The 16,895-nt window shown below is 70.5% G+C and carries 17 protein-coding genes, 1 tRNA gene and 1 riboswitch; of the genes, 7 read left to right on the top strand and 11 right to left on the bottom strand.

Annotation, left to right across the window (positions count from 1 at the left end; all coding sequences use genetic code 11):
* Positions 1–633, bottom strand: a complete 633-nt coding sequence (locus tag ACH4TL_RS17560; protein WP_398314951.1) for an ATP-binding protein — start codon at positions 631–633, stop codon at positions 1–3.
* Positions 634–885: 252 nt separating this feature from the next.
* Here ACH4TL_RS17560 and ACH4TL_RS17555 point away from each other — a divergent pair, with 252 nt between their 5' ends.
* Genes ACH4TL_RS17555 through ACH4TL_RS17545 form a run of 3 tightly spaced genes read left to right on the top strand, consistent with a single transcriptional unit; the run spans position 886 to position 2,239 of the window.
* A complete protein-coding gene (locus tag ACH4TL_RS17555; protein WP_398314863.1) occupies positions 886–1,704 on the top strand; it encodes a helix-turn-helix domain-containing protein in 819 nt (272 codons plus the stop codon).
* Positions 1,697–1,897 carry a DUF397 domain-containing protein gene (locus tag ACH4TL_RS17550; RefSeq protein ID WP_398314861.1) on the top strand — a complete coding sequence of 67 codons (201 nt, stop codon included), beginning with the start codon at positions 1,697–1,699 and terminating at the stop codon, positions 1,895–1,897. The genes ACH4TL_RS17555 and ACH4TL_RS17550 overlap by 8 nt, the downstream gene beginning before the upstream one ends.
* Positions 1,898–1,933: 36 nt before the next feature.
* Positions 1,934–2,239, top strand: coding sequence for a hypothetical protein (locus ACH4TL_RS17545; RefSeq protein ID WP_398314859.1), 306 nt, complete (start codon positions 1,934–1,936; stop codon positions 2,237–2,239).
* Between the two features lie 278 nt (positions 2,240–2,517).
* On the opposite strand, the gene ACH4TL_RS17540 is transcribed toward ACH4TL_RS17545, so the two are convergent.
* The 5 genes from ACH4TL_RS17540 to ACH4TL_RS17520 form a co-directional block, all read right to left on the bottom strand.
* Positions 2,518–3,462 carry an aldo/keto reductase gene (locus tag ACH4TL_RS17540; RefSeq protein ID WP_398314857.1) on the bottom strand — a complete coding sequence of 315 codons (945 nt, stop codon included), beginning with the start codon at positions 3,460–3,462 and terminating at the stop codon, positions 2,518–2,520.
* A gap of 153 nt (positions 3,463–3,615) precedes the next feature.
* Positions 3,616–4,779: a M23 family metallopeptidase gene (locus ACH4TL_RS17535; protein WP_398314855.1), complete on the bottom strand. Its 1,164-nt coding sequence runs from the start codon at positions 4,777–4,779 to the stop codon at positions 3,616–3,618.
* An 11-nt stretch (positions 4,780–4,790) separates the two neighbouring features.
* A riboswitch (cyclic di-AMP (ydaO/yuaA leader) is annotated at positions 4,791–4,949 on the bottom strand.
* A 213-nt stretch (positions 4,950–5,162) separates the two neighbouring features.
* Complete coding sequence (locus ACH4TL_RS17530) at positions 5,163–6,389, bottom strand: PP2C family protein-serine/threonine phosphatase (protein ID WP_398314853.1); 1,227 nt, start codon at positions 6,387–6,389, stop codon at positions 5,163–5,165.
* A gap of 248 nt (positions 6,390–6,637) precedes the next feature.
* The gene (locus ACH4TL_RS17525) at positions 6,638–7,015 is read right to left on the bottom strand and encodes a hypothetical protein (RefSeq protein WP_398314851.1); all 378 of its coding nucleotides are present in this window, start codon (positions 7,013–7,015) and stop codon (positions 6,638–6,640) included.
* 156 nt (positions 7,016–7,171) lie between these two features.
* Positions 7,172–7,942, bottom strand: a complete 771-nt coding sequence (locus tag ACH4TL_RS17520) for a DUF6227 family protein (RefSeq protein WP_398314849.1) — start codon at positions 7,940–7,942, stop codon at positions 7,172–7,174.
* 382 nt (positions 7,943–8,324) lie between these two features.
* On the opposite strand from ACH4TL_RS17520, the gene ACH4TL_RS17515 reads away from it, so the two are divergent.
* From ACH4TL_RS17515 to ACH4TL_RS17505, 3 genes are all read left to right on the top strand, one after another.
* Complete coding sequence (locus ACH4TL_RS17515; RefSeq protein WP_398314848.1) at positions 8,325–8,663, top strand: hypothetical protein; 339 nt, start codon at positions 8,325–8,327, stop codon at positions 8,661–8,663.
* A gap of 264 nt (positions 8,664–8,927) precedes the next feature.
* Entirely contained in the window at positions 8,928–9,392 is a 465-nt protein-coding gene (locus tag ACH4TL_RS17510; RefSeq protein WP_398314846.1) for a hypothetical protein, read from the top strand.
* Positions 9,393–9,647: 255 nt separating this feature from the next.
* Entirely contained in the window at positions 9,648–10,118 is a 471-nt protein-coding gene (locus ACH4TL_RS17505) for a hypothetical protein (RefSeq protein WP_398314844.1), read from the top strand.
* 69 nt (positions 10,119–10,187) lie between these two features.
* On the opposite strand, the gene ACH4TL_RS17500 is transcribed toward ACH4TL_RS17505, so the two are convergent.
* From ACH4TL_RS17500 to ACH4TL_RS17480, 5 genes are all read right to left on the bottom strand, one after another.
* Positions 10,188–11,270 carry a right-handed parallel beta-helix repeat-containing protein gene (locus tag ACH4TL_RS17500; RefSeq protein WP_398314842.1) on the bottom strand — a complete coding sequence of 361 codons (1,083 nt, stop codon included), beginning with the start codon at positions 11,268–11,270 and terminating at the stop codon, positions 10,188–10,190.
* A gap of 191 nt (positions 11,271–11,461) precedes the next feature.
* Positions 11,462–11,534 (bottom strand) — tRNA-Lys (locus ACH4TL_RS17495).
* A 107-nt stretch (positions 11,535–11,641) separates the two neighbouring features.
* Positions 11,642–13,903, bottom strand: coding sequence for a DEAD/DEAH box helicase (locus ACH4TL_RS17490; RefSeq protein WP_398314840.1), 2,262 nt, complete (start codon positions 13,901–13,903; stop codon positions 11,642–11,644).
* 272 nt (positions 13,904–14,175) lie between these two features.
* A complete protein-coding gene (locus ACH4TL_RS17485) occupies positions 14,176–14,733 on the bottom strand; it encodes a hypothetical protein (protein WP_398314838.1) in 558 nt (185 codons plus the stop codon).
* Positions 14,734–14,865: 132 nt separating this feature from the next.
* Positions 14,866–15,216: a metallopeptidase family protein gene (locus ACH4TL_RS17480; RefSeq protein WP_398314836.1), complete on the bottom strand. Its 351-nt coding sequence runs from the start codon at positions 15,214–15,216 to the stop codon at positions 14,866–14,868.
* Between the two features lie 127 nt (positions 15,217–15,343).
* Here ACH4TL_RS17480 and ACH4TL_RS17475 point away from each other — a divergent pair, with 127 nt between their 5' ends.
* Positions 15,344–16,825, top strand: coding sequence for a metallophosphoesterase (locus tag ACH4TL_RS17475; RefSeq protein WP_398314834.1), 1,482 nt, complete (start codon positions 15,344–15,346; stop codon positions 16,823–16,825).
* Positions 16,826–16,895: the final 70 nt, after the last annotated feature.

The raw sequence follows: 16,895 nt of genomic DNA, 5'->3' as shown, positions 1-16,895 counted from the left end.
TCAGCCGACCGCGCCGAGCTCCGATTCGAAGTGCATCTGGGCTCGGTCCAAGGCTGTGTCGGGGTCCCGCCCATGGGCTCGGAACCAGTGGAGCAGATCGGCGATCACAGCAATGGCCGCCTCCTCCGCCACGGCGTGGCTCAGCGTCGATGTGGGGCTCGCCCGAAGGAGTGGCTGACCGTAGAGGGTCAGCAAGGCCTCGGCGCGGTGAACCTGAGGTCGGTCAACGTGGGTGTCGTCCCGCCTGAGCTCGGTGGCGATCTCGCACCAGGTGGTCTTGCCTCGCTCGGTCGGGATCACTCCCCAACGGTCGGTCACGGCAGCGACCAGGGCCAGCCCCCGACCCGACTCGGCCGTGGTGGTCGCACTCAGCAGGGTGGGCAATGCACGGCAGTCTGGATCGCTGACTGCAATGCGCAGGTATGTGCCGTTCATGTCGACGGCCATCGTGGTCGGCGTCCCGACACCGACGTGAGTGATGACGTTGGCGACGAGTTCGCTGACGCAGATCTGCGCTGGCTCCACGACATCAGATAGGCCCCAAAGGGTCAGATGCGTCCGCATGAGGCGCCTCAGTGCGGCCACTTCACCCGGTTCCGCCAGGAAGGGAAGGTCCCACGCCTTCCTCTGCATGCACTGCTCGACAACCACGCGCTTCAACCCCTTGCCGGTGCGCCACACCAGGCGATGACCGATCGCAATCACCTTGTGTCTCTTGGTTACTTCGCATGAGAGCATGGCACCGCATATCCCGACATGCAATGTGCATATAGCGATTCGCCCGATTGAGTGACTGACACCTCCCCGAACACAGACAAGACTGAATGAACATCACTAGATGAGGAGTTCACCGTGCCCGGATCACCCACCGCACGACGTCGTCGCTTGGCGATCGAGCTCAAGAAGCTCCGTGAGGAGCACCAGCTCACCTGCGGTCAGGTAGGCGAAGAGTTGGACTGGAGCGGTTCGAAGGTCAACCGTCTGGAGACCGGCCAGGGTCGCGTACAGCCATCGGACGTCGATGCGATCTGCCGCTTCTACGGAACGTCCGACGATCTACGCGACCTCCTCAAGGAGCTGGCCAAGCAGTCCAAGATGCGGGGGTGGTGGCATGCGTATGGCAGCGCGGTGCCGTCGTGGTTCTCGGTCTACGTCGGGCTGGAGCAAGCAGCCTCGGGGCTACGGACCTATGAGTGCGAGTTCGTACCTGGCCTGCTTCAGACCGCCGACTACGCCCGCGAGCTCCATCTTGCCGCGCCTGACCAGGACCCCGACGATGCTGAGCGCATGATCAAGGTTCGGATGGAGCGGCAGGCACTCCTGACGGGCACGGCGCCTCTCAACTTGTGGGCGATTGTGCACGAGAGCGTGCTCCGGCACACCATCGGCAACGCCAAGATCATGCGTGCCCAGCTTGAACACCTGCTGGAGATGGCCCACTTGAAGAACGTCACGCTCCAGGTGCTGCCGTTCGACGCTGGCAGCTACCCCGCCGTCGGCGCATTCACGATGTTGGAGTTCCCGGCTCAGGAGGACCCCGACGTGGTGTACCGCGATGGCCTCACCGACTCGGTGTATCTGGAGCGTCCGGAAGACATCGCCCTCTACGCGAAAGCGTTTGACAATCTACGTGCTCTGTCCTTGAGTCCTCAGCGGTCGAGTGCCCTGATCAGACAGCGATACAAGGACGGTGCTGATGACTGACATAACACCTCTCCAGTGGCAGAGGAGCAGCTACAGCAATGGGACCGGGGGCAACTGCGTCGAGACTGCCAGCCTGGCGAGCAATGCGACCGCCGTGCGGGACTCGAAGCGTCCGGAGGGGCCCGTGCTCGGGTTCTCGCGGGGCGCGTGGGGCGACTTCGTCGCGGCCGTGCGGCGGGATGAGCTGGGCTGAGGTCTCGGAGAGGCCCTGAGAGCGGGAGGTAGCGGGATGGCTGGAGTACCGGCGGGCGTTGTGGCCGTGGGTGGGTTGGTCGGGGGGTACGGGGTGGCCCGGTGGACCAAGAAGCGGCCGCTCGGTGGGGTGGCGTTGGCGGCGGCCGGGGCCTTGGCCGCCAAGGGGTGGCGGGAGAAGGCGGGGAACGGGACGGCGGCCGTGCTCAGCGGGGCGTACGTGGCCGCGTTCGCCGGGTCGCATCCGCTGGCGAAGAAGATCGGCGCCTGGCCGTCCGTTTTCGCCGTGGCGGGCGGGGTCGGGCTCGCCTCGTGGGTGCTCGCCGACCGGCAGCAGGGCTGACCCGCCAGCCCCGGCCGGTTGCGGTGGGTTTGGGCCGTCCGCACTCCGGGCGACGGTGTGCGGACGGCACGGACTCACCGCAAACCCAGGGGCCGTCGGCACGTGGCGGCGAGCTCGCGTCGTGGTGCTTGCCCATCGGCGGGCGGCAGGACAGGCGTTGAGGCCGACGCAAGACAGTGACACGCCGACGACGCAGCGTGTCACTGTCTGGTTCGCGCCTCAACCGTCGAAGGCCGGACGACGAGGCCGCGACCAGGCCCGCCCGCCGATGGTGGGGGTCAGGCCGAGGCTGAGGTGAGGAGGTTCAGCTCGGGCTCGGTGAGGTGGAGGTCGGCCGAGGCCAGCAGGGACGGGAGCTGGGCCGGGACGCGGGCGCTGGCTACGGGGGCGACGACGGTCGGCTGGGCGGCGAGCCAGGCCAGGGCGACGGTGGCGTGGTCGGCGTCGTGGTTGGCGGCCACGTCGTCGAGGGCGGCGAGGACCTTCTGGCCGCGCTCCGTCTCCAGGTGCTTTGCGGCGCCCGTGGAGCGGGCGCTGTCGACCGTGGTGCCGGGGCGGTACTTGCCGGTGAGGAAGCCGGACGCGAGGGCGTAGTACGGGAGCGTCGCCAGGCCGTGGCGGGCTGCGACATCGGCCAGGTCGCCTTCGAAGGTGTCGCGGGAGACCAGGTTGTAGTGGGGCTGGAGGGCGACGTAGCGGGCCAGGTTCTCCTGCGCGGAGAAGGCGAGGGAGGCGTCGAGGCGCTCGGCGGAGATGTTGGAGGCGGCGATCTCGCGGATCTTGCCCGCCTTCACCAGCTCGTCGAGGGTGGAGATGATCTCCTCGACCGGCACCGACGGGTCGTCGAAGTGGGTGTAGTAGAGGTCGACGTAGTCGGTGCCCAGGCGCTGGAGGGATTCGTCCAGGCCGGACTTGATGGCGGAGGAGGAGAGTCCGCGGGGCTCCGGGTGGCCCGCGCCGACCTTGGTGGCGAGGACGATGTCGTCGCGGTTGCCGCGGGAGGCGAACCACTTGCCGAGGACGGTCTCGGACTCGCCGCCCTTGTTGCCGGGTGCCCAGGCGGAATAGACGTCGGCGGTGTCGATGAAGTTGCCGCCCGCCGCCACGTACGCGTCGAGCACCTCGAAGGACTCGGCCTCGTCGGCCGTCCAGCCGAAGACGTTGCCGCCAAGGGAGAGCGGGAAGACGGACAGCTTGCCGATGTTCTTTCGGGTCTCAGTCATATGTTTTGACAACGTGGCAGGCGGAGGGGGTTATTCCGTCAGAGCCCGGCGGAACCCGCGGGAAACGAACCGGCGGCCCTGGCGTCAAGGGGGGAGAGAGCGCCAGAGCCGCCGGAGCGAGGGGCCGCCGGGAGCGGCGGCCGGATCAGGGGGTCACGGGTTCAGCCCGTGGTCGCGCAGCCAGGGCATCGGGTCGATCGGGGAGCCGCCGCCCGGCCGGACCTCCAGGTGGAGGTGGGGGCCGGTGACGTTGCCGGTGGCTCCGACGCGGCCGATGGTCTCGCCCGAGGACACCTTGCCCGAGGTTACGACCATGGACGAGAGGTGGCAGTACCAGATCTCGGTGCCGTCGTTGAGCTTGAGCACGATGCGGTAGCCGTACGAACCGGCCCAGCCCGCCTGGGTGATGGTGCCGCCGCTCAGCGCCTTGACCGGAGTGCCGGTCGGGGCGGCGAAGTCCTGGCCGGTGTGGTCGGCGGACCACAGGTCGCCGGCCTGGCCGAAGCCCGCGGTCAGGGTGTACGAGGCGACGGGGAGGACGAACCCGCTGGTGGCGGCCTTGGCGGCGCGCTCGGCGGCGGCCTTGGCCGCGGCTTGCTTCTTCTCGGCCTCCGCCTCGGCCTTCGCCTTCGCCTCGGCGGCCTTCTTCTTGGCCGCGGCCTCGGCCTTCTTCTGGTCCGCCAGGTCGCGGGCCTTCGCGGCGGCCTTGGCCGCGTCGTCGGCGGCGGCCTTGGCGGCGGCCCTGGACGCCGCCTCGCGTCTGTCGTCGTCCGCCGCGGTCTGCTGGCCCTCGGCCTGCCGCAGGATGCGGGTGCGCAGCGCCTCGCCGGAGTCGGTGGCGCTGGTGGTGAGGGTGGCCGCGGCGGGCTGCGAGGAGTCCTGGTCGTCCCCCATCAGGGAGCCGATGCCGGGCAGGTCCTTGGCGGCGGGCAGCTGGGCCTGGACCTTGTCGGCGACGTGGGCGAGGTCCGGCATGGAGATCGGGACCGCCGGACGGTCCTTGGCGCTCGCCATGCCGCCCGCGCCGACCGCCGCGATGACGCCGACGCCGAGGACGGCGCCGCTGCGGGCCATGGTCCCGCCGCGCTGCTTGCCGACGCGGTGCCTGCCGCGGAGCGGGGCGATGGACTCCTCGGTGGGGTTCCATTCGTCCCAGACGGTTTCCTTGGCACCGGACGGCTCATCCGGTTCGGCGCCGAGGCCGACCGCGGGCCGGGCGCCGGCGTCGAAGCCGACCCCGTACGCGGTCGCGGTGCCGATGCCGGTGCTCGATGAGCGATACGGGGCTTCGTCCAGTACGGACCTGTTGGACGCCACCGGGGCGCACTCCTTTCCTTCCCTCTCGCCGACCGGGTTAGCTGACGGGTTCGGAGCAGGAAGGTCTCCTACGGGTCAGGTTCGACCCGATTCACCCCAAGATGGTGGTTCCCCGGCTCCCTCGGTGCCGCGGATGTCGCGCCACGTACGGGATTAGGCGACGGCGCACGGTGCCGCCACTGCGACGACTGTGTCGACCGCGCTGCGTTATCGAACGTTAATAGAGAGCGCGACATGATTCCAAGCTCTTCTGAAGAATCCGCGCAGCTTTGGCATGAACTTAGTAACCAAGGAAGGACAGATGGGGACGTTTCCCCTCGCTTGAAAAGGGTTGGTAAAAACCTCCCAGGAGCTGATCGTGCGTCAATCGTTATGCGTGGCCGTCACGGTCGACTACGGTCCGTGTCCGGAGCGGGGGGCGTGGTTCCGTTCGGTCCTGGCGGGCGATGGACCGCGAGCAGCGCCATGTCGTCCGAACCCTCCCCGCCCGTATGCAGGGCGATGTCCGCCACCAGCGCGTCGAGCAGCGCGCCAGGACCGGTGAAGCGGCGGCCGCGCAGCCGTTCCTCCGGGACGTAGAACGTGCCGTGCCGGTCGCGCGCCTCGGTCACCCCGTCCGTGAACAGCAGCAGGGTCGCGTCCTCGGGAAACCGCAGCTCCGTCACCCGGTCGGGCCACGCACCCAGTTCGCCCATCCCCAGCGGCAGCGCGGCCGCCGCGGGTTCCAGGGGCCGTACGCCGCCGTCGCCCGGCAGCAGCAGTGGCGGGGGATGACCGCGGTTGATGAGGCGGAGGGTGGAGTCGCCGCGCGGGATCTCGCCGAGGACGGCGGTGGTGAACCCCTCGAACGCCTCCAGCTCGGCCCGCCGCGCGCCCTCCCGTCGCAGCGCCCGCTCCAGCCGCCCCGCGAGCCCCTCCAGCGTCGACTCCTGCTCCGCCGCCTCCCGGAACGCGCCGATGAGGACCGCGACGACCTCCACGGCCTGGAGCCCCTTGCCGCGGACGTCCCCGACGAGCAGCCGCACGCCGTGCGGGGTGTCCTGCACCGCGTACAGGTCGCCGCCGATCGCCGCGTACCGATCGGCCGCCACGTAGCGCGCCGCGACGTCCAGTCCGGCGATGCGGGCGGGCGGTACGGGCAGCACGGCCCGCTGCGCCGCCTCCGCGATGCCGCGCGCCGAGGCCAGCCGCCGGTCGCTGCGGCGGACGACGCGGTTGATCACGAGCGCGAGGAGGGCGACGGTGGCCACCGTGGCGATCTCGGTCGCGGCCTGCGTCGGGTCCTTCACCCCGTGCAGCTCCGCCAGCAGGCATACGGCGATGAGGGCGAGGACGGTCGTGACGATGGTCGGCCGCAGCGGGAAGAGGGAGGCGGCGACCAGCGGGGCCGCGGCGAAGAAGGGGGAGGCGGTGTACGGGGCCGGGGCGGCGAGGTCGAAGGCGACGCCGCCGAGCAGCAGGACGGCGGGGGTCCAGCGGGCCAGCCGGCGCCCCGACGAGACCTGGGCGGCCTCCTCGGCCGTGAAGAGCCTGGCGCCCGCTCCCGGGGGCTCGGCGGCGGGCGTACGGGCGGGCGCGCGGACGCCCGTACGCGCCCTGCTCCCTCGCACCCGCGCCACCGGCCTGTCTCGCTTTCCCTGGTTCGTGACCCCGTTCGTGACCCCGCCCTCAGGCTTCCGGCTGCGGGGGCGGGGTGCGAGCCGGTGGCGGCCATGTGGGTGCGTCAGTGTGCGTCAAGATGCATCAGCGCGTGCGTCAAGGTGCGTCAAGGTGCGTCCGAAAACGCCGAGCGGCCCCGGATGGCAGGCATCCGGGGCCGCAGGGTGAGCCGGTGGCGTTCGCCGGGGCTCGGTGGGCGTCAGCCGCGGCCGTAGCCACCGCCGTTGCCGAGGGCGACGTTGCTGCAGCTGCCGCCCGCGTTGATGTCACCCGAGCTGGCGAGGCCGCCGATGTTGGTGATGAGGCCGGTAGCCGTGCCGCAGTTGTTTTCCTGGTAGGCCGAGGTGCCGTAGGTGTAGTTGACGCAGTTGGGGCTGATGCCGATGTCACCCGTGGTGGCGCCCACAGCCGTGTTGACGATCGGGGCGGTGGCCGTTTCACAGTTGTTGACCTGGATCGTCCCGAAGGGGTCGAAGCCCCCGCCGCCGTGGTGGGCGGCGGACGCCGCACCCGCACTCCCCAGGACCAGAGTGCCTGCCGCCACGGTCAGGACAGCAAGCTTCTTTCCGATGTTCACGAGATTTCCTCCAGAAGAGCCGAATCCGCGGAAAACCACACATTGCGATTCAACGAAAGGAAATCCGCGACATCGGGGAGGCGCGCACGTACTTCACCCGATGGGCCCACTGTCGGATCATTCCGAAGTCGGTGTTCTCAGGGATCGACACGGCCCTCAGAGGTCGACGCCGAGGGCGCGGGCGTGGCGGTCGGCCGCCAGCTCCGCCGAGACCTCGTCGAGGTACACCTCGCACACCAGTCGCCCGTCCCGGGTCAGGTTGTGCTCCAGCTCCCACAGCACGATCTCGTCCCCGCCCGCGAGCAGGAAGGCGTGCTCGTAGAAGCGGCACCAGGTGGCGTCGGGGCCGCCGGAGCGGCGGCGCGGCTTGGGGGCGAGGGCGATGTCATGGGCGAACGCGGTCGCCAGCAGCCGCTCGGTCTCCTCCCCCGGCCGGTCCGGGTTCTCCGCGCGGCGCAGGACGCGGCGGGCGTGGTCGGCCGAGTCGTCGGCCACGTACGCCCGCTGGACGCCCGGGGGCTCGGCGGCCCGGAACAGCTGGTCCGGCAGCCACAGCGGTAACCCGTCCAGCTCTTCCCAGCGGGAGCCGCCGATGCACCGGTGGACGCGGCGCTCGGCGAGCGCCAGGGCGTCCTCGTCCGCGTACAGCTCGAACAGCGGGTGGTCGTCCGGGCCGGTGTTGTGCTCCAACTCCCACAGCAGCAGGCTGCTGCCGTCGGGCAGCAGGAAGACATGCCGGTACGTCGTGTAGCCACGCGGACCTGACGGCTCATTGCACTGCCGGCAGGAACGCAGCTCGGACTGGTGCATCAGGGCGCTCCGCGCCCGGCTCAGCACCGCCTCACCGATCTCGAAGCCGTTCTGCGCACGGGCCAGCAGCCCGTCCATCAGCTCGGCGGGGGTTCCCCCCGCTCCTGAGTGCCCCACGTCTCTCCTCCCGCCCCCGGGTGACTCCCTCGCACACTTAGCGTAGCGACGTGAACACGCGCCGCGCCCGTGGTTCCGCGAAGCAGCCGGTCGGACTTGCGCCTCACTCACTCCTGCGTCGTGGAGCCAGGATGTATCACTTGTTCGACAGGTCGAACAACTCGGAATGTCATATTCCGGAAACCTGGCCGCCACCGGCACGGCATCGGACCGGCACCGGGCCGATCACCGGACCGACCATGAGGCAGGTATCGCTTTTCAGGATTTTCAGGGAGGCGATATGCCAGACGAGTGAATCGAAGTCCCGGCCCAATGCCTTTCCTGAATGCCTTCGTTGAGTCCAGCGTCCGTGAATCCGCGGAATAACCACACGGAGGATTAAGTGAACATCGGCAAGAAGGCAGCCTTCCTGACCGCAGCGGCCGGCGCTCTCGTCATCGTCGGCGCCGGCGCCGCGAGTGCCCACGCCTACGGCGGGGTCTACCAGGGCAACGACTGCGAAACCGCCACCGGCGCCATCATCACCGGCGCCGTGACCGCGCCGTCGGGTGACCTCAACGTCGGCGCCGACTGCGTCAACTTCACCAACTCCGGTGCTACGGCCTACCAGGGCAACGACTGCAGCACCGCCACCGGCCCGATCACCACGGCGCCCGCCCTGGCGCCCACCGGCGACATCAACCTCGGCGCCCACTGCACCAACATCGCGGTCACCCCGTGACGTTGCCGCGGCACTGAACACCTCACGGTGTTCCCGTAGAAACGGCGGCCCTGGAAGCACTCTTCCAGGGCCGCCGCCGCGTGAATGCCGCAATGGCCGCCGCCCCAACGATGTGTTTACTGCGCCATTCGGGTACGGCGACGGCGTTCCGGGGAGCCTCGGCTGGTCGGTGTCGTTCATCGGGTGTTCGCTGATATCGGGGAAAAATCACTTGGAGGCTCTTAGATGCACATGGGAAAAAGGACGGCGCTTCTCGTAGCGACGATGGGCGCACTGGTCATCGGCGGCGCGGGCGCCGCCGACGCCGCCGAGAGCGGCACCGGGCCGTCGACCCTCCCGCTGGGCGGAGGAGTGCAGCAGAACCGTTGTGACTCCAACTCCCTCATCGGCACCATCGAGATCACCGGCGGCGGTGAGGACATCACCAACGAGACCAATTGCGTCAACTACAGCGAGTCCGGGGTCTCGGAGCAGAAGAACCGCTGTCGGACGAATTCCGTGGTCGGGCCCGTCACGATCGCCCTGACGCCCGGTTCCGAGGTCACCAACAGGACCAACTGCATCAACGTCAGCGAGTCGGGCGAGGTGACGAAGCAGTCCAACGACTGCCGTTCGACCTCCGTGCTCGGCCCCATCACGATCGGCCCCGGTACCGAGGTCACCAACGAGACCAACTGCCTCAACATGGCCGGGAGCGGAGAGGGCCAGGGCAGCGGAACGCCGCAGTAGTCGACGGCTGATTTCTCGTCCTCGATCTCGTCGGCCACCTCGGGGCGGGATGAGAAACTCTCTCCCGGACATTCGCGCGACCCCCGGAACATTTTCACGGGGGTCGCGCATTTTTATACGGCGACAAGAGGTGAAGATATCCAAACTGCGGCGGACGGGTGAAGCTCTCCGCGATACCGGATCCTCTGCTCTTCGCCTTCGTTGATTGGGTGTCTGCGGAATATCGCGGAGAATCACCTACGGAGGCACCAAGCAATGAAGATCGGCAAGAAGGCAGCTCTCATGACGGCCGCGGCCGGGGCCATGGTCATCGGCACCGCGGGTGGCGCGAGCGCCTACGGCCTCGGCGGCCTGACCGGCGGCGGCAGCGGCGTCGCTCAGGCGAACTCGTGTGACACCGCGACCAGCGCCATCATCACCGGCGCCGTGACCTCCCCCTCGGGAGCGCTGGATGTCGCCGCCGACTGTGTCAACTTCACCAACGGCGGTGCGGCCTACCAGGGCAACGACTGCGACACCGCCACCGGCCCGATCACCACCGCCGCCGCGCTGGCTCCGACCGACGAGATCGACCTGGCCCCGCACTGCACCAACATCGCGCTCTCCGACCCGCCGCCGGTCGTCGTCAAGACGGTGGAGAAGAAGGAAAAGGCCCAGAAGTCCGTGAAGAAGGAAAAGAAGGCCAAGAAGAAGCACGCCAAGAAGAAGGCGCACAGCCACCACTGAGTTTCAGCGCACCGACGCGGCCCTGGAAGCGGAATTCGCTTCCAGGGCCGCGACCGCGTGCGGGGCAGGTCATCCGGAACAGCCCGCGAGCGCCGGGACGCAGTTGTTGGGGTTGTTGCCGAACACATACGTCGACAACAGCGACACCGAACCGCCGTCGGAAAAGATGCCGCCGCCCTGGCCGCCATTGGCCGTATTGCCGATGATGTTGGTACCGGTGATTTCCGTACTGCCGGCGTGACTGAAGACTCCGCCGCCATTCAGGGTGGCGACGTTTCCGGACACCACGGTGGACTGCAATTTCAGCGCGCTGCCGAAGTTCGCGATACCGGCGCCGTCGCTCCCTGCCGTATTTCCGATGATGCGTCCGCCGTTGAAGGTCATATTTCCGATGGACGTCCAGATACCGCCGCCCTCGAAATTGTTGGTGTGGTTGGTGTCGAGCGTCACGGCGCTCAGGGTGGTTTTCCCGAAGTTCGCGATGGCGCCGCCGGTGCTGTCGCCGGTGTTGTTCGAGAACGTGCCGCTGTTGACGTTCAGCGTGGCCCCCGTACCGACGTGCACGCCGCCGCCGTCGTTGGCGGTGTTGCCCGAGAAGGTGCTCAGGGAGAACGTGGCCGTGGCGCCCGGGGCGACCTGGACGCCGCCGCCGATGCCGCTCGCGGTGTTCGCGTTGACCGCGCTCTGCTGGAGGGTCAGGGAGCCCGCGTCGAGGATTCCGCCCCCGTCCACCGCCCTGCCGCCCGAGAGGGTCACCCCGCTGACGGTGAGCCGGCCGCCCGGTGCGACCTCCGCGATGCGGAAGTCCGGGGCCGAGGCGCTGCGTACGATGGTCGCTCCGGTGCCGGTGATGGTCACGTTCCCGGTGATGATCGGGAGCCCGTCCGGGCCGTTGGTACCCGTCGCCGCCACCGAGGTGAGGGTGTACACGCACCCGGTGGCCAGCTGGACCGTACCGCCCGAGGCCGCCACCTGGCCCACCGCGGTGACCAGGGCGGCCGCGTTCCCGCAGGGCACCGTGGCTTGGGGCGCGTCGCCGCCGCCCGCCCTGGTGCGCCCTCCCTCGGCCGACGCCGGCGCGGAAGCACCCCACGTCAAGAGCGCCAGCACCATGACGGGGAGGGTTCCGCGGATGGTAGTCACGAGTCGCACGAGGGTCTCCTTACGCGTTTCCTGGGGAGCTCCCTTGGGAGCAGCAGGCTTCAGCCTGTGCGGCGAGGAGATGTTCGGCATCCGCTCGGGCGCCGACCGTGTGACCGCCGATCGGCCGCGCACAGGGCGGTCCCGTCCCCCTGGAAAACGACGAAACCGCAGGTCAGCGATGCTGCCTGCGGTTTCTTGCGTGGGTCATCAGGGGCTCGAACCCTGAACCAATGGATTAAAAGTCCACTGCTCTGCCAATTGAGCTAATGACCCGCACCCCCGCAGCATAGCCCGGCCACGGGGTCCGCCCCGAGACAATATCCCCCCGGGTCGAAAGGCCGTGCAACCGCGGGGGGTTGCACGGCCCTCAGCGGCGTCGGTCAGCCGTTGCGCTTCCAGCGCGGCTTGTCGGCGCGGCGGTCGTGGGAGCGGCCGCCGGTGTTGCCGCCGCGGTGGTCGTCACGGCGCGCCGGACGGTCGTCGCGGCGGTCGCGGTTGAAGGGGCGGTCCCCGCCGCGGTGGTTGTGGTCGCGGCGCTCGAAGGAGCGGCCGCCACGGTCACCGTCACGGCGGTCGCGGTTGAAGCCACCGCGGTCGTCGCGGCGCTCGAACGAACGGCCACCGCGGTCGTTGTCCCGACGGTCCCGGTTGAAGCCACCCCGGTCATCCCGGCGGTCCCGGCCACCCGACGGACGGTCGTCACGGCGGTCCCGGTTGAACCCACCGCGGTCATCGCGGCGCTCGAACGAACGGCCACCGCGGTCGTTGTCCCGACGGTCCCGGTTGAAGCCACCCCGGTCGTCCCGGCGGTCCCGGCCACCCGACGGACGGTCGTCACGACGGTCCCGGTTGAAGCCACCACGGTCGTCACGGCGCTCGAACGAACGGCCACCGCGGTCATTGTCCCGACGGTCGCGGCGCTCGAAGTTGCCCCGCTCGTCCCGGCGGTCACCGGCCGGGGCCGCGGGCTCGGCCGCGCGCTGCGCGGGCACGAACGGAACGGCGCCCTCGGCGGTCTCGCCCGCCGTCGCACCGGCCGCCTCGGCACCGGCCGTGGACTCGGCACCCGGGGTGAAAGTCTCGCCGCGCTCGCGGGCCGCGCGGGCCGCCAGCCGGTCGGCCTCCTCGCGCAGCTCGGTCGCGCGCCGCTGGGCCTTCTCCAGCTGCCGGGTGAGGTCCTGCGCGTCGCGCTCGGCCTGCTTGGCGGCGTTCGCGGCCGCCTCCGCCTGCACCTCGGTGAGCGAGCGGGCGCCGGTGATCTGCGCCACGTCCTCGTCGAAGGCGCCCGCTCCGCCGACGATGTGACGGGAGGCGTCGACGCCCGCGTCCTCCATCAGCCGGAAGATCTGCCGCCGCTGGTGCGGCAGGGCCAGCGACACGACGGTGCCGCTCTGGCCCGCCCGCGCCGTACGGCCGGAGCGGTGCAGGTAGTCCTTGTGGTCACCGGCCGGGTCCACGTTGAGCACCAGGTCGATGCCGTCGACGTGGATGCCGCGGGCGGCGACGTCGGTGGCGACGAGCACGTTGACGTACCCGTCCTTGAAGTCGGCCAGGGTCCGGGTGCGGGCGCCCTGCGTCATGCCGCCGTGCAGCGCGTCGGCGCGCACGCCCGCGTCGCACAGCTGCTCGGCGACCCGGTCGGCGCCCAGCTGGGTGCGGACGAAGATGATGGTGCGGCCCTTGCGCGCCGCGATGGCGGCGGTGACCGGGGCCTTGTCCTTGGGCTTCACCACGAGCACGTGGTGGGTCATGGTCGAGACGGCGCCCTGGGACGGGTCGACCTCGTGGGTGACCGGGTCGACCAGGTAGCGCTTGACCAGGGTGTCGATCTCGTTCTCCAGCGTCGCGGAGAACAGCAGCCGCTGGCCGCCGCTCGGCACCAGGTCCAGGATCTCGGTGACCTCGGGCAGGAAGCCCATGTCGGCCATCTGGTCGGCCTCGTCGAGGACGGCGATCTGGACCTTGTCGAGGGACGCCGCGCCGCGCTCGATGATGTCGCGCAGCCGGCCCGGGGTGGCGACCAGGATGTCCACGCCCCGCTCCAGCGCGTAGATCTGATTGCCCATCGAGGTGCCGCCGCAGACCACCTTGAGCTTGAGGCCGAGGACGTCGCCGTACGGCTGGAGCGCGTCGCTCACCTGCATCGCCAGCTCGCGGGTCGGGGTCAGGATGAGACCCCGGGGGCGCTTCTTCTCGGTGTGGCCACCGGCCAGCGTGGTCAGCAGCGGAAGACCGAACGAGAGGGTCTTGCCGGAGCCGGTGCGGCCGCGGCCGAGGATGTCCTTCCCGGCCATGGCGTCGGGGATGGTCGCGGCCTGGATCGGGAAGGGCGTGGTGACGCCGTTCTGCGCGAGCTTGCGGACGATCTGCTCGGGGAGGCCGAGGTCGGCGAAGGTGATGTCGGTGCCCTTGGAGGTCTCGGGAGCGGTGGTGGATTCGGCGCGCTCGGATTGCCCGGGCTGCTCGGCCTGCTCGGCCGGTGCGGACTGCTCGGCCGGTGCGGACTGCTCGGCCTGGCCGGGCTGCTCGGCAGCTACGGACTGCTCGGCCGGCACGGACTGCTCGACCGGGTGGGACTGCTCGCCGTGGACGCCCTGCTCGTCGATGGCGGGCATGACGGCGTGGTCAGTGGAAACGGACATGCGAAATGCGAAACCTTCCGGAGTCTCGGCACGCGCCCAAACTCCGTGTGGTGTCGCAAAAGACCGCCTCTATGCGGTCAGCCACGGGATGGCAAGGAACGCGCCTCGCGGCGCACTTCGATGAGGCGCCGGGCAAATGGGATCAAACGATCTACCACCATACGCACCTCCACCCCCCAAGAGCAAATTCGCTTCCCCAACCCACCATCCCTGCCCCGCGTGCCCCGCGTCACACCGCGCGACACGCCGCATGTTCACCCGTGCTACGCCTGCTATCCCGCGGGCTCGGCGGGCGCCGAGGTGGGCGGGGACTCCGGCTCCGAGGGGGTGGGCTTGGGGTCGGGCGCGCTCGGCGCCTGGCTCGACGGACGCGGCTCAGGGGCGGCCTCGGAGGGCGCGGGCTCACCCGGCTCCGGCGGCGGGGAGGGGGCCGGACGGTGCGCCTGGGAGCCGTGCTTCCCGGCCGACGGCGAGGGCTCGGCCCCGGGCTCCGCGGCGGCGGACGCCGTCGGCGAACGGTGCTCGCCGCCCTTGCGCTTGTGCCCCTTGGCGTCCCGCGGCGCCACCGTGTACGTATGCCCCCGGCCGTCCGTACGCACCACCACGCCGCCGCCGGGCTCGTCCGCCCCGCCGCGCTTGCCGGAGCCGCCGCGGTGCTTGTCCGGCTTCCCGGGGTCGTCGGAGATGCTCATGCAGCCGCCCAGGGCCAGGGCCCCGGCCACCAGGGTCACCACCACGGCGCTCCGCGCCGAGACGCGGGGCGCTCGCGAGGCGCGGGGCGCGTCGGTCCGGGGGGAACGGTCGGTGCGAGGAGCGGGGGTTCCAGACATGCGCGGGCCACCTCCAGGCCGCAGGGCTGTGACGCAGTACCCAACTGGCCCCGCCCCCCTTAGGACACGCGTGCGGCGTAACCCGTCCGCAGGAGTCGGTCACACCCCTGGGCGCGGATCACCCGTAGCGGATCACCCGTAGCCGAGGGCGTGCAGCCGTTCGTCGTCGATGCCGAAGTGGTGGGCGATCTCGTGGACCACGGTCACCTCGGTCTCCTGGACCACGTCCTCCCGGGTCTCGCTCATTCGCAGCGTCGGCCCCCGGTAGATCGTGATCCGGTCGGGCAGGACGCCCGCGTACCACTCGCCGCGGTCGGTGAGCGGCGTCCCCTCGTAGAGCCCCAGCAGCTCGGGGTCGTGGGACGGCGGCTCGTCCTCCACGAACACCGCGACGTTGTCCATCAGCCGCGTCAGCTCCGGCGGGATCCGGTCCAGCGCCTCGGCGACCAGTTCCTCGAACTCCTCGCGCGTCATCTCCAGCACGTGGCCATTGTCGGACAGCCGCGGCCGGAACGGGACGGTCCGCGCCCGGAAACGACCGCCCGTACGCCCGGAAACGACCGCCCGCGCGGCAGCGCATGCGGGTCCGGCGCCCGGGCATACGGGACCAATGGCCCGCGCCCGCGACCGCGACCCGCTCCCCCTCGCCGCCGCCACCGAGCGGCCGCGGCCGGTGCTCCGCGCCGCCGGTCTCGCCGCGGTGACCGTCCTCGGGGCGTGGATGGGGCTGCTGGTCGTCGGGAGCGTCCACGCCTCGGTGGGGCCGATGGACACCCGGATGGCGCTCAGGCCGTCCCTCACCGGCGGCACGAAGATCAACGTCTCCCCGCTCGGCGCCCTCGAACTCCGCAGCCACCACGCCCCGCTCCGCCTCGACGTCGACGTGGACCGGCTCGACCCCATCCGGTCCGCGGCGCTGGTCGACCACCCCGAGCGGCTGTCCGGGCTCCAGGACGAGGTGGCGGGCGATGTCGTCCGCGGCACCCGGGACCTCGCGGCGCGCTCCTGCGCGGCCGTCGTCTTCGGCGCCACTGCGCTGAGCCTGGCGGTCTACCGCCGCCCGCGCCGGGCGCTGGCCGCGGGCGGCCTCGCGCTCGGGCTGCTGGCCGCGTCCGGCGGCGCCGCGTACGCGACCTGGAACCCGAAGTCGGTGCTGGAGCCGCGCTATTCGGGGCTGCTCTCCAGCGCCCCCTCGGTGGTCGGCAACGCGCGCAGCATCGTCACCGACTTCGACGTGTACCAGCGGGAGCTGGCCCGGCTGGTGACCAATGTCACGCGGCTGTACGACGCGACTTCGACCCTGCCCGCCTACCGGCCCGACCCGACGACGATGCGCGTCCTGCACGTATCGGACATCCACCTCAACCCGGCCGCCTGGCACATCGTCCAGTCGCTGGTCGAGCAGTACAAGATCGACGTGATCATCGACACAGGCGACACGATGGACCACGGCACCGCCGCCGAGAACGGCTTCCTCGAACCGGTCTCCGACCTCGGCGCCCCCTATGTGTGGGTACGCGGCAATCACGACTCGGCGACGACGCAGCGCCATCTCTCCGGCCGCAAGGGCGTCCACGTCGTGGACGGCGGCCGGACGGTGACCGTCGCGGGCCTGCGGATCGCGGGCATCGGCGATCCGCAGTTCACCCCGGACCGCTCAGCCGCCGTGGCCGGTGACGCCGCCGAGCACCGGGCGGGCCGGACGCTGGCCGGCGCGATCCGGGCCCGGAAGGCGGCGGGCGCGCCCGTGGACATCGCCGTCGCCCACAATCCGCTGGCCGCCAAGGAGACCGACGGCACGGTCCCGCTCGCCCTCACCGGTCATGTCCACCACCGCCGGACGGAGGTGCTGCCCGGCGGCACCCGGCTGATGACGGAGGGCTCGACGGGCGGCAGCGGGCTGCGCGCGGTGGACGACGCCGAGCCCGACACGGTGCAGGCGTCGGTCCTCTACCTGGACCGGGACACGCGGCGGCTCCAGGCCTGGGACGAGATAGATCTCGGCGGGCTCGGGCTGGCCAAGGCCGAGGTCAGCCGTCATCTCCCGGCCGAGAACCGGCCCGGCGCGACCCCGGCGCCGACCGCTCCGTGATCCGTCCGTAAACAGTTTTGGCGAACCCCGACGGCATCCCATATGCTTCTCGCGTCCCCGAAAGCGCCGC

It is taken from the genome of Streptomyces sp. NPDC021115 (assembly GCF_044333065.1).
Lineage (GTDB): Bacteria > Actinomycetota > Actinomycetes > Streptomycetales > Streptomycetaceae > Streptomyces.
Note: the sequence above shows the minus strand (reverse complement) of the source record. Positions and strands in the feature narration are given on the sequence as shown.

What these genes read in the sequence shown, in the direction of transcription:
- ACH4TL_RS17560 (WP_398314951.1), bottom strand. Translation starts at nt 633, where the DNA reads ATGCAGAGGAAGGCGTGGGACCTTCCCTTCCTGGCGGAACCGGGTGAA.
- ACH4TL_RS17550 (WP_398314861.1), top strand. Translation starts at nt 1,697, where the DNA reads ATGACTGACATAACACCTCTCCAGTGGCAGAGGAGCAGCTACAGCAAT.
- ACH4TL_RS17545 (WP_398314859.1), top strand. Translation starts at nt 1,934, where the DNA reads ATGGCTGGAGTACCGGCGGGCGTTGTGGCCGTGGGTGGGTTGGTCGGG.
- ACH4TL_RS17540 (WP_398314857.1), bottom strand. Translation starts at nt 3,462, where the DNA reads ATGACTGAGACCCGAAAGAACATCGGCAAGCTGTCCGTCTTCCCGCTC.
- ACH4TL_RS17510 (WP_398314846.1), top strand. Translation starts at nt 8,928, where the DNA reads ATGGGCGCACTGGTCATCGGCGGCGCGGGCGCCGCCGACGCCGCCGAG.
- ACH4TL_RS17505 (WP_398314844.1), top strand. Translation starts at nt 9,648, where the DNA reads ATGAAGATCGGCAAGAAGGCAGCTCTCATGACGGCCGCGGCCGGGGCC.
- ACH4TL_RS17490 (WP_398314840.1), bottom strand. Translation starts at nt 13,903, where the DNA reads ATGTCCGTTTCCACTGACCACGCCGTCATGCCCGCCATCGACGAGCAG.
- ACH4TL_RS17485 (WP_398314838.1), bottom strand. Translation starts at nt 14,733, where the DNA reads ATGTCTGGAACCCCCGCTCCTCGCACCGACCGTTCCCCCCGGACCGAC.
- ACH4TL_RS17475 (WP_398314834.1), top strand. Translation starts at nt 15,344, where the DNA reads ATGGCCCGCGCCCGCGACCGCGACCCGCTCCCCCTCGCCGCCGCCACC.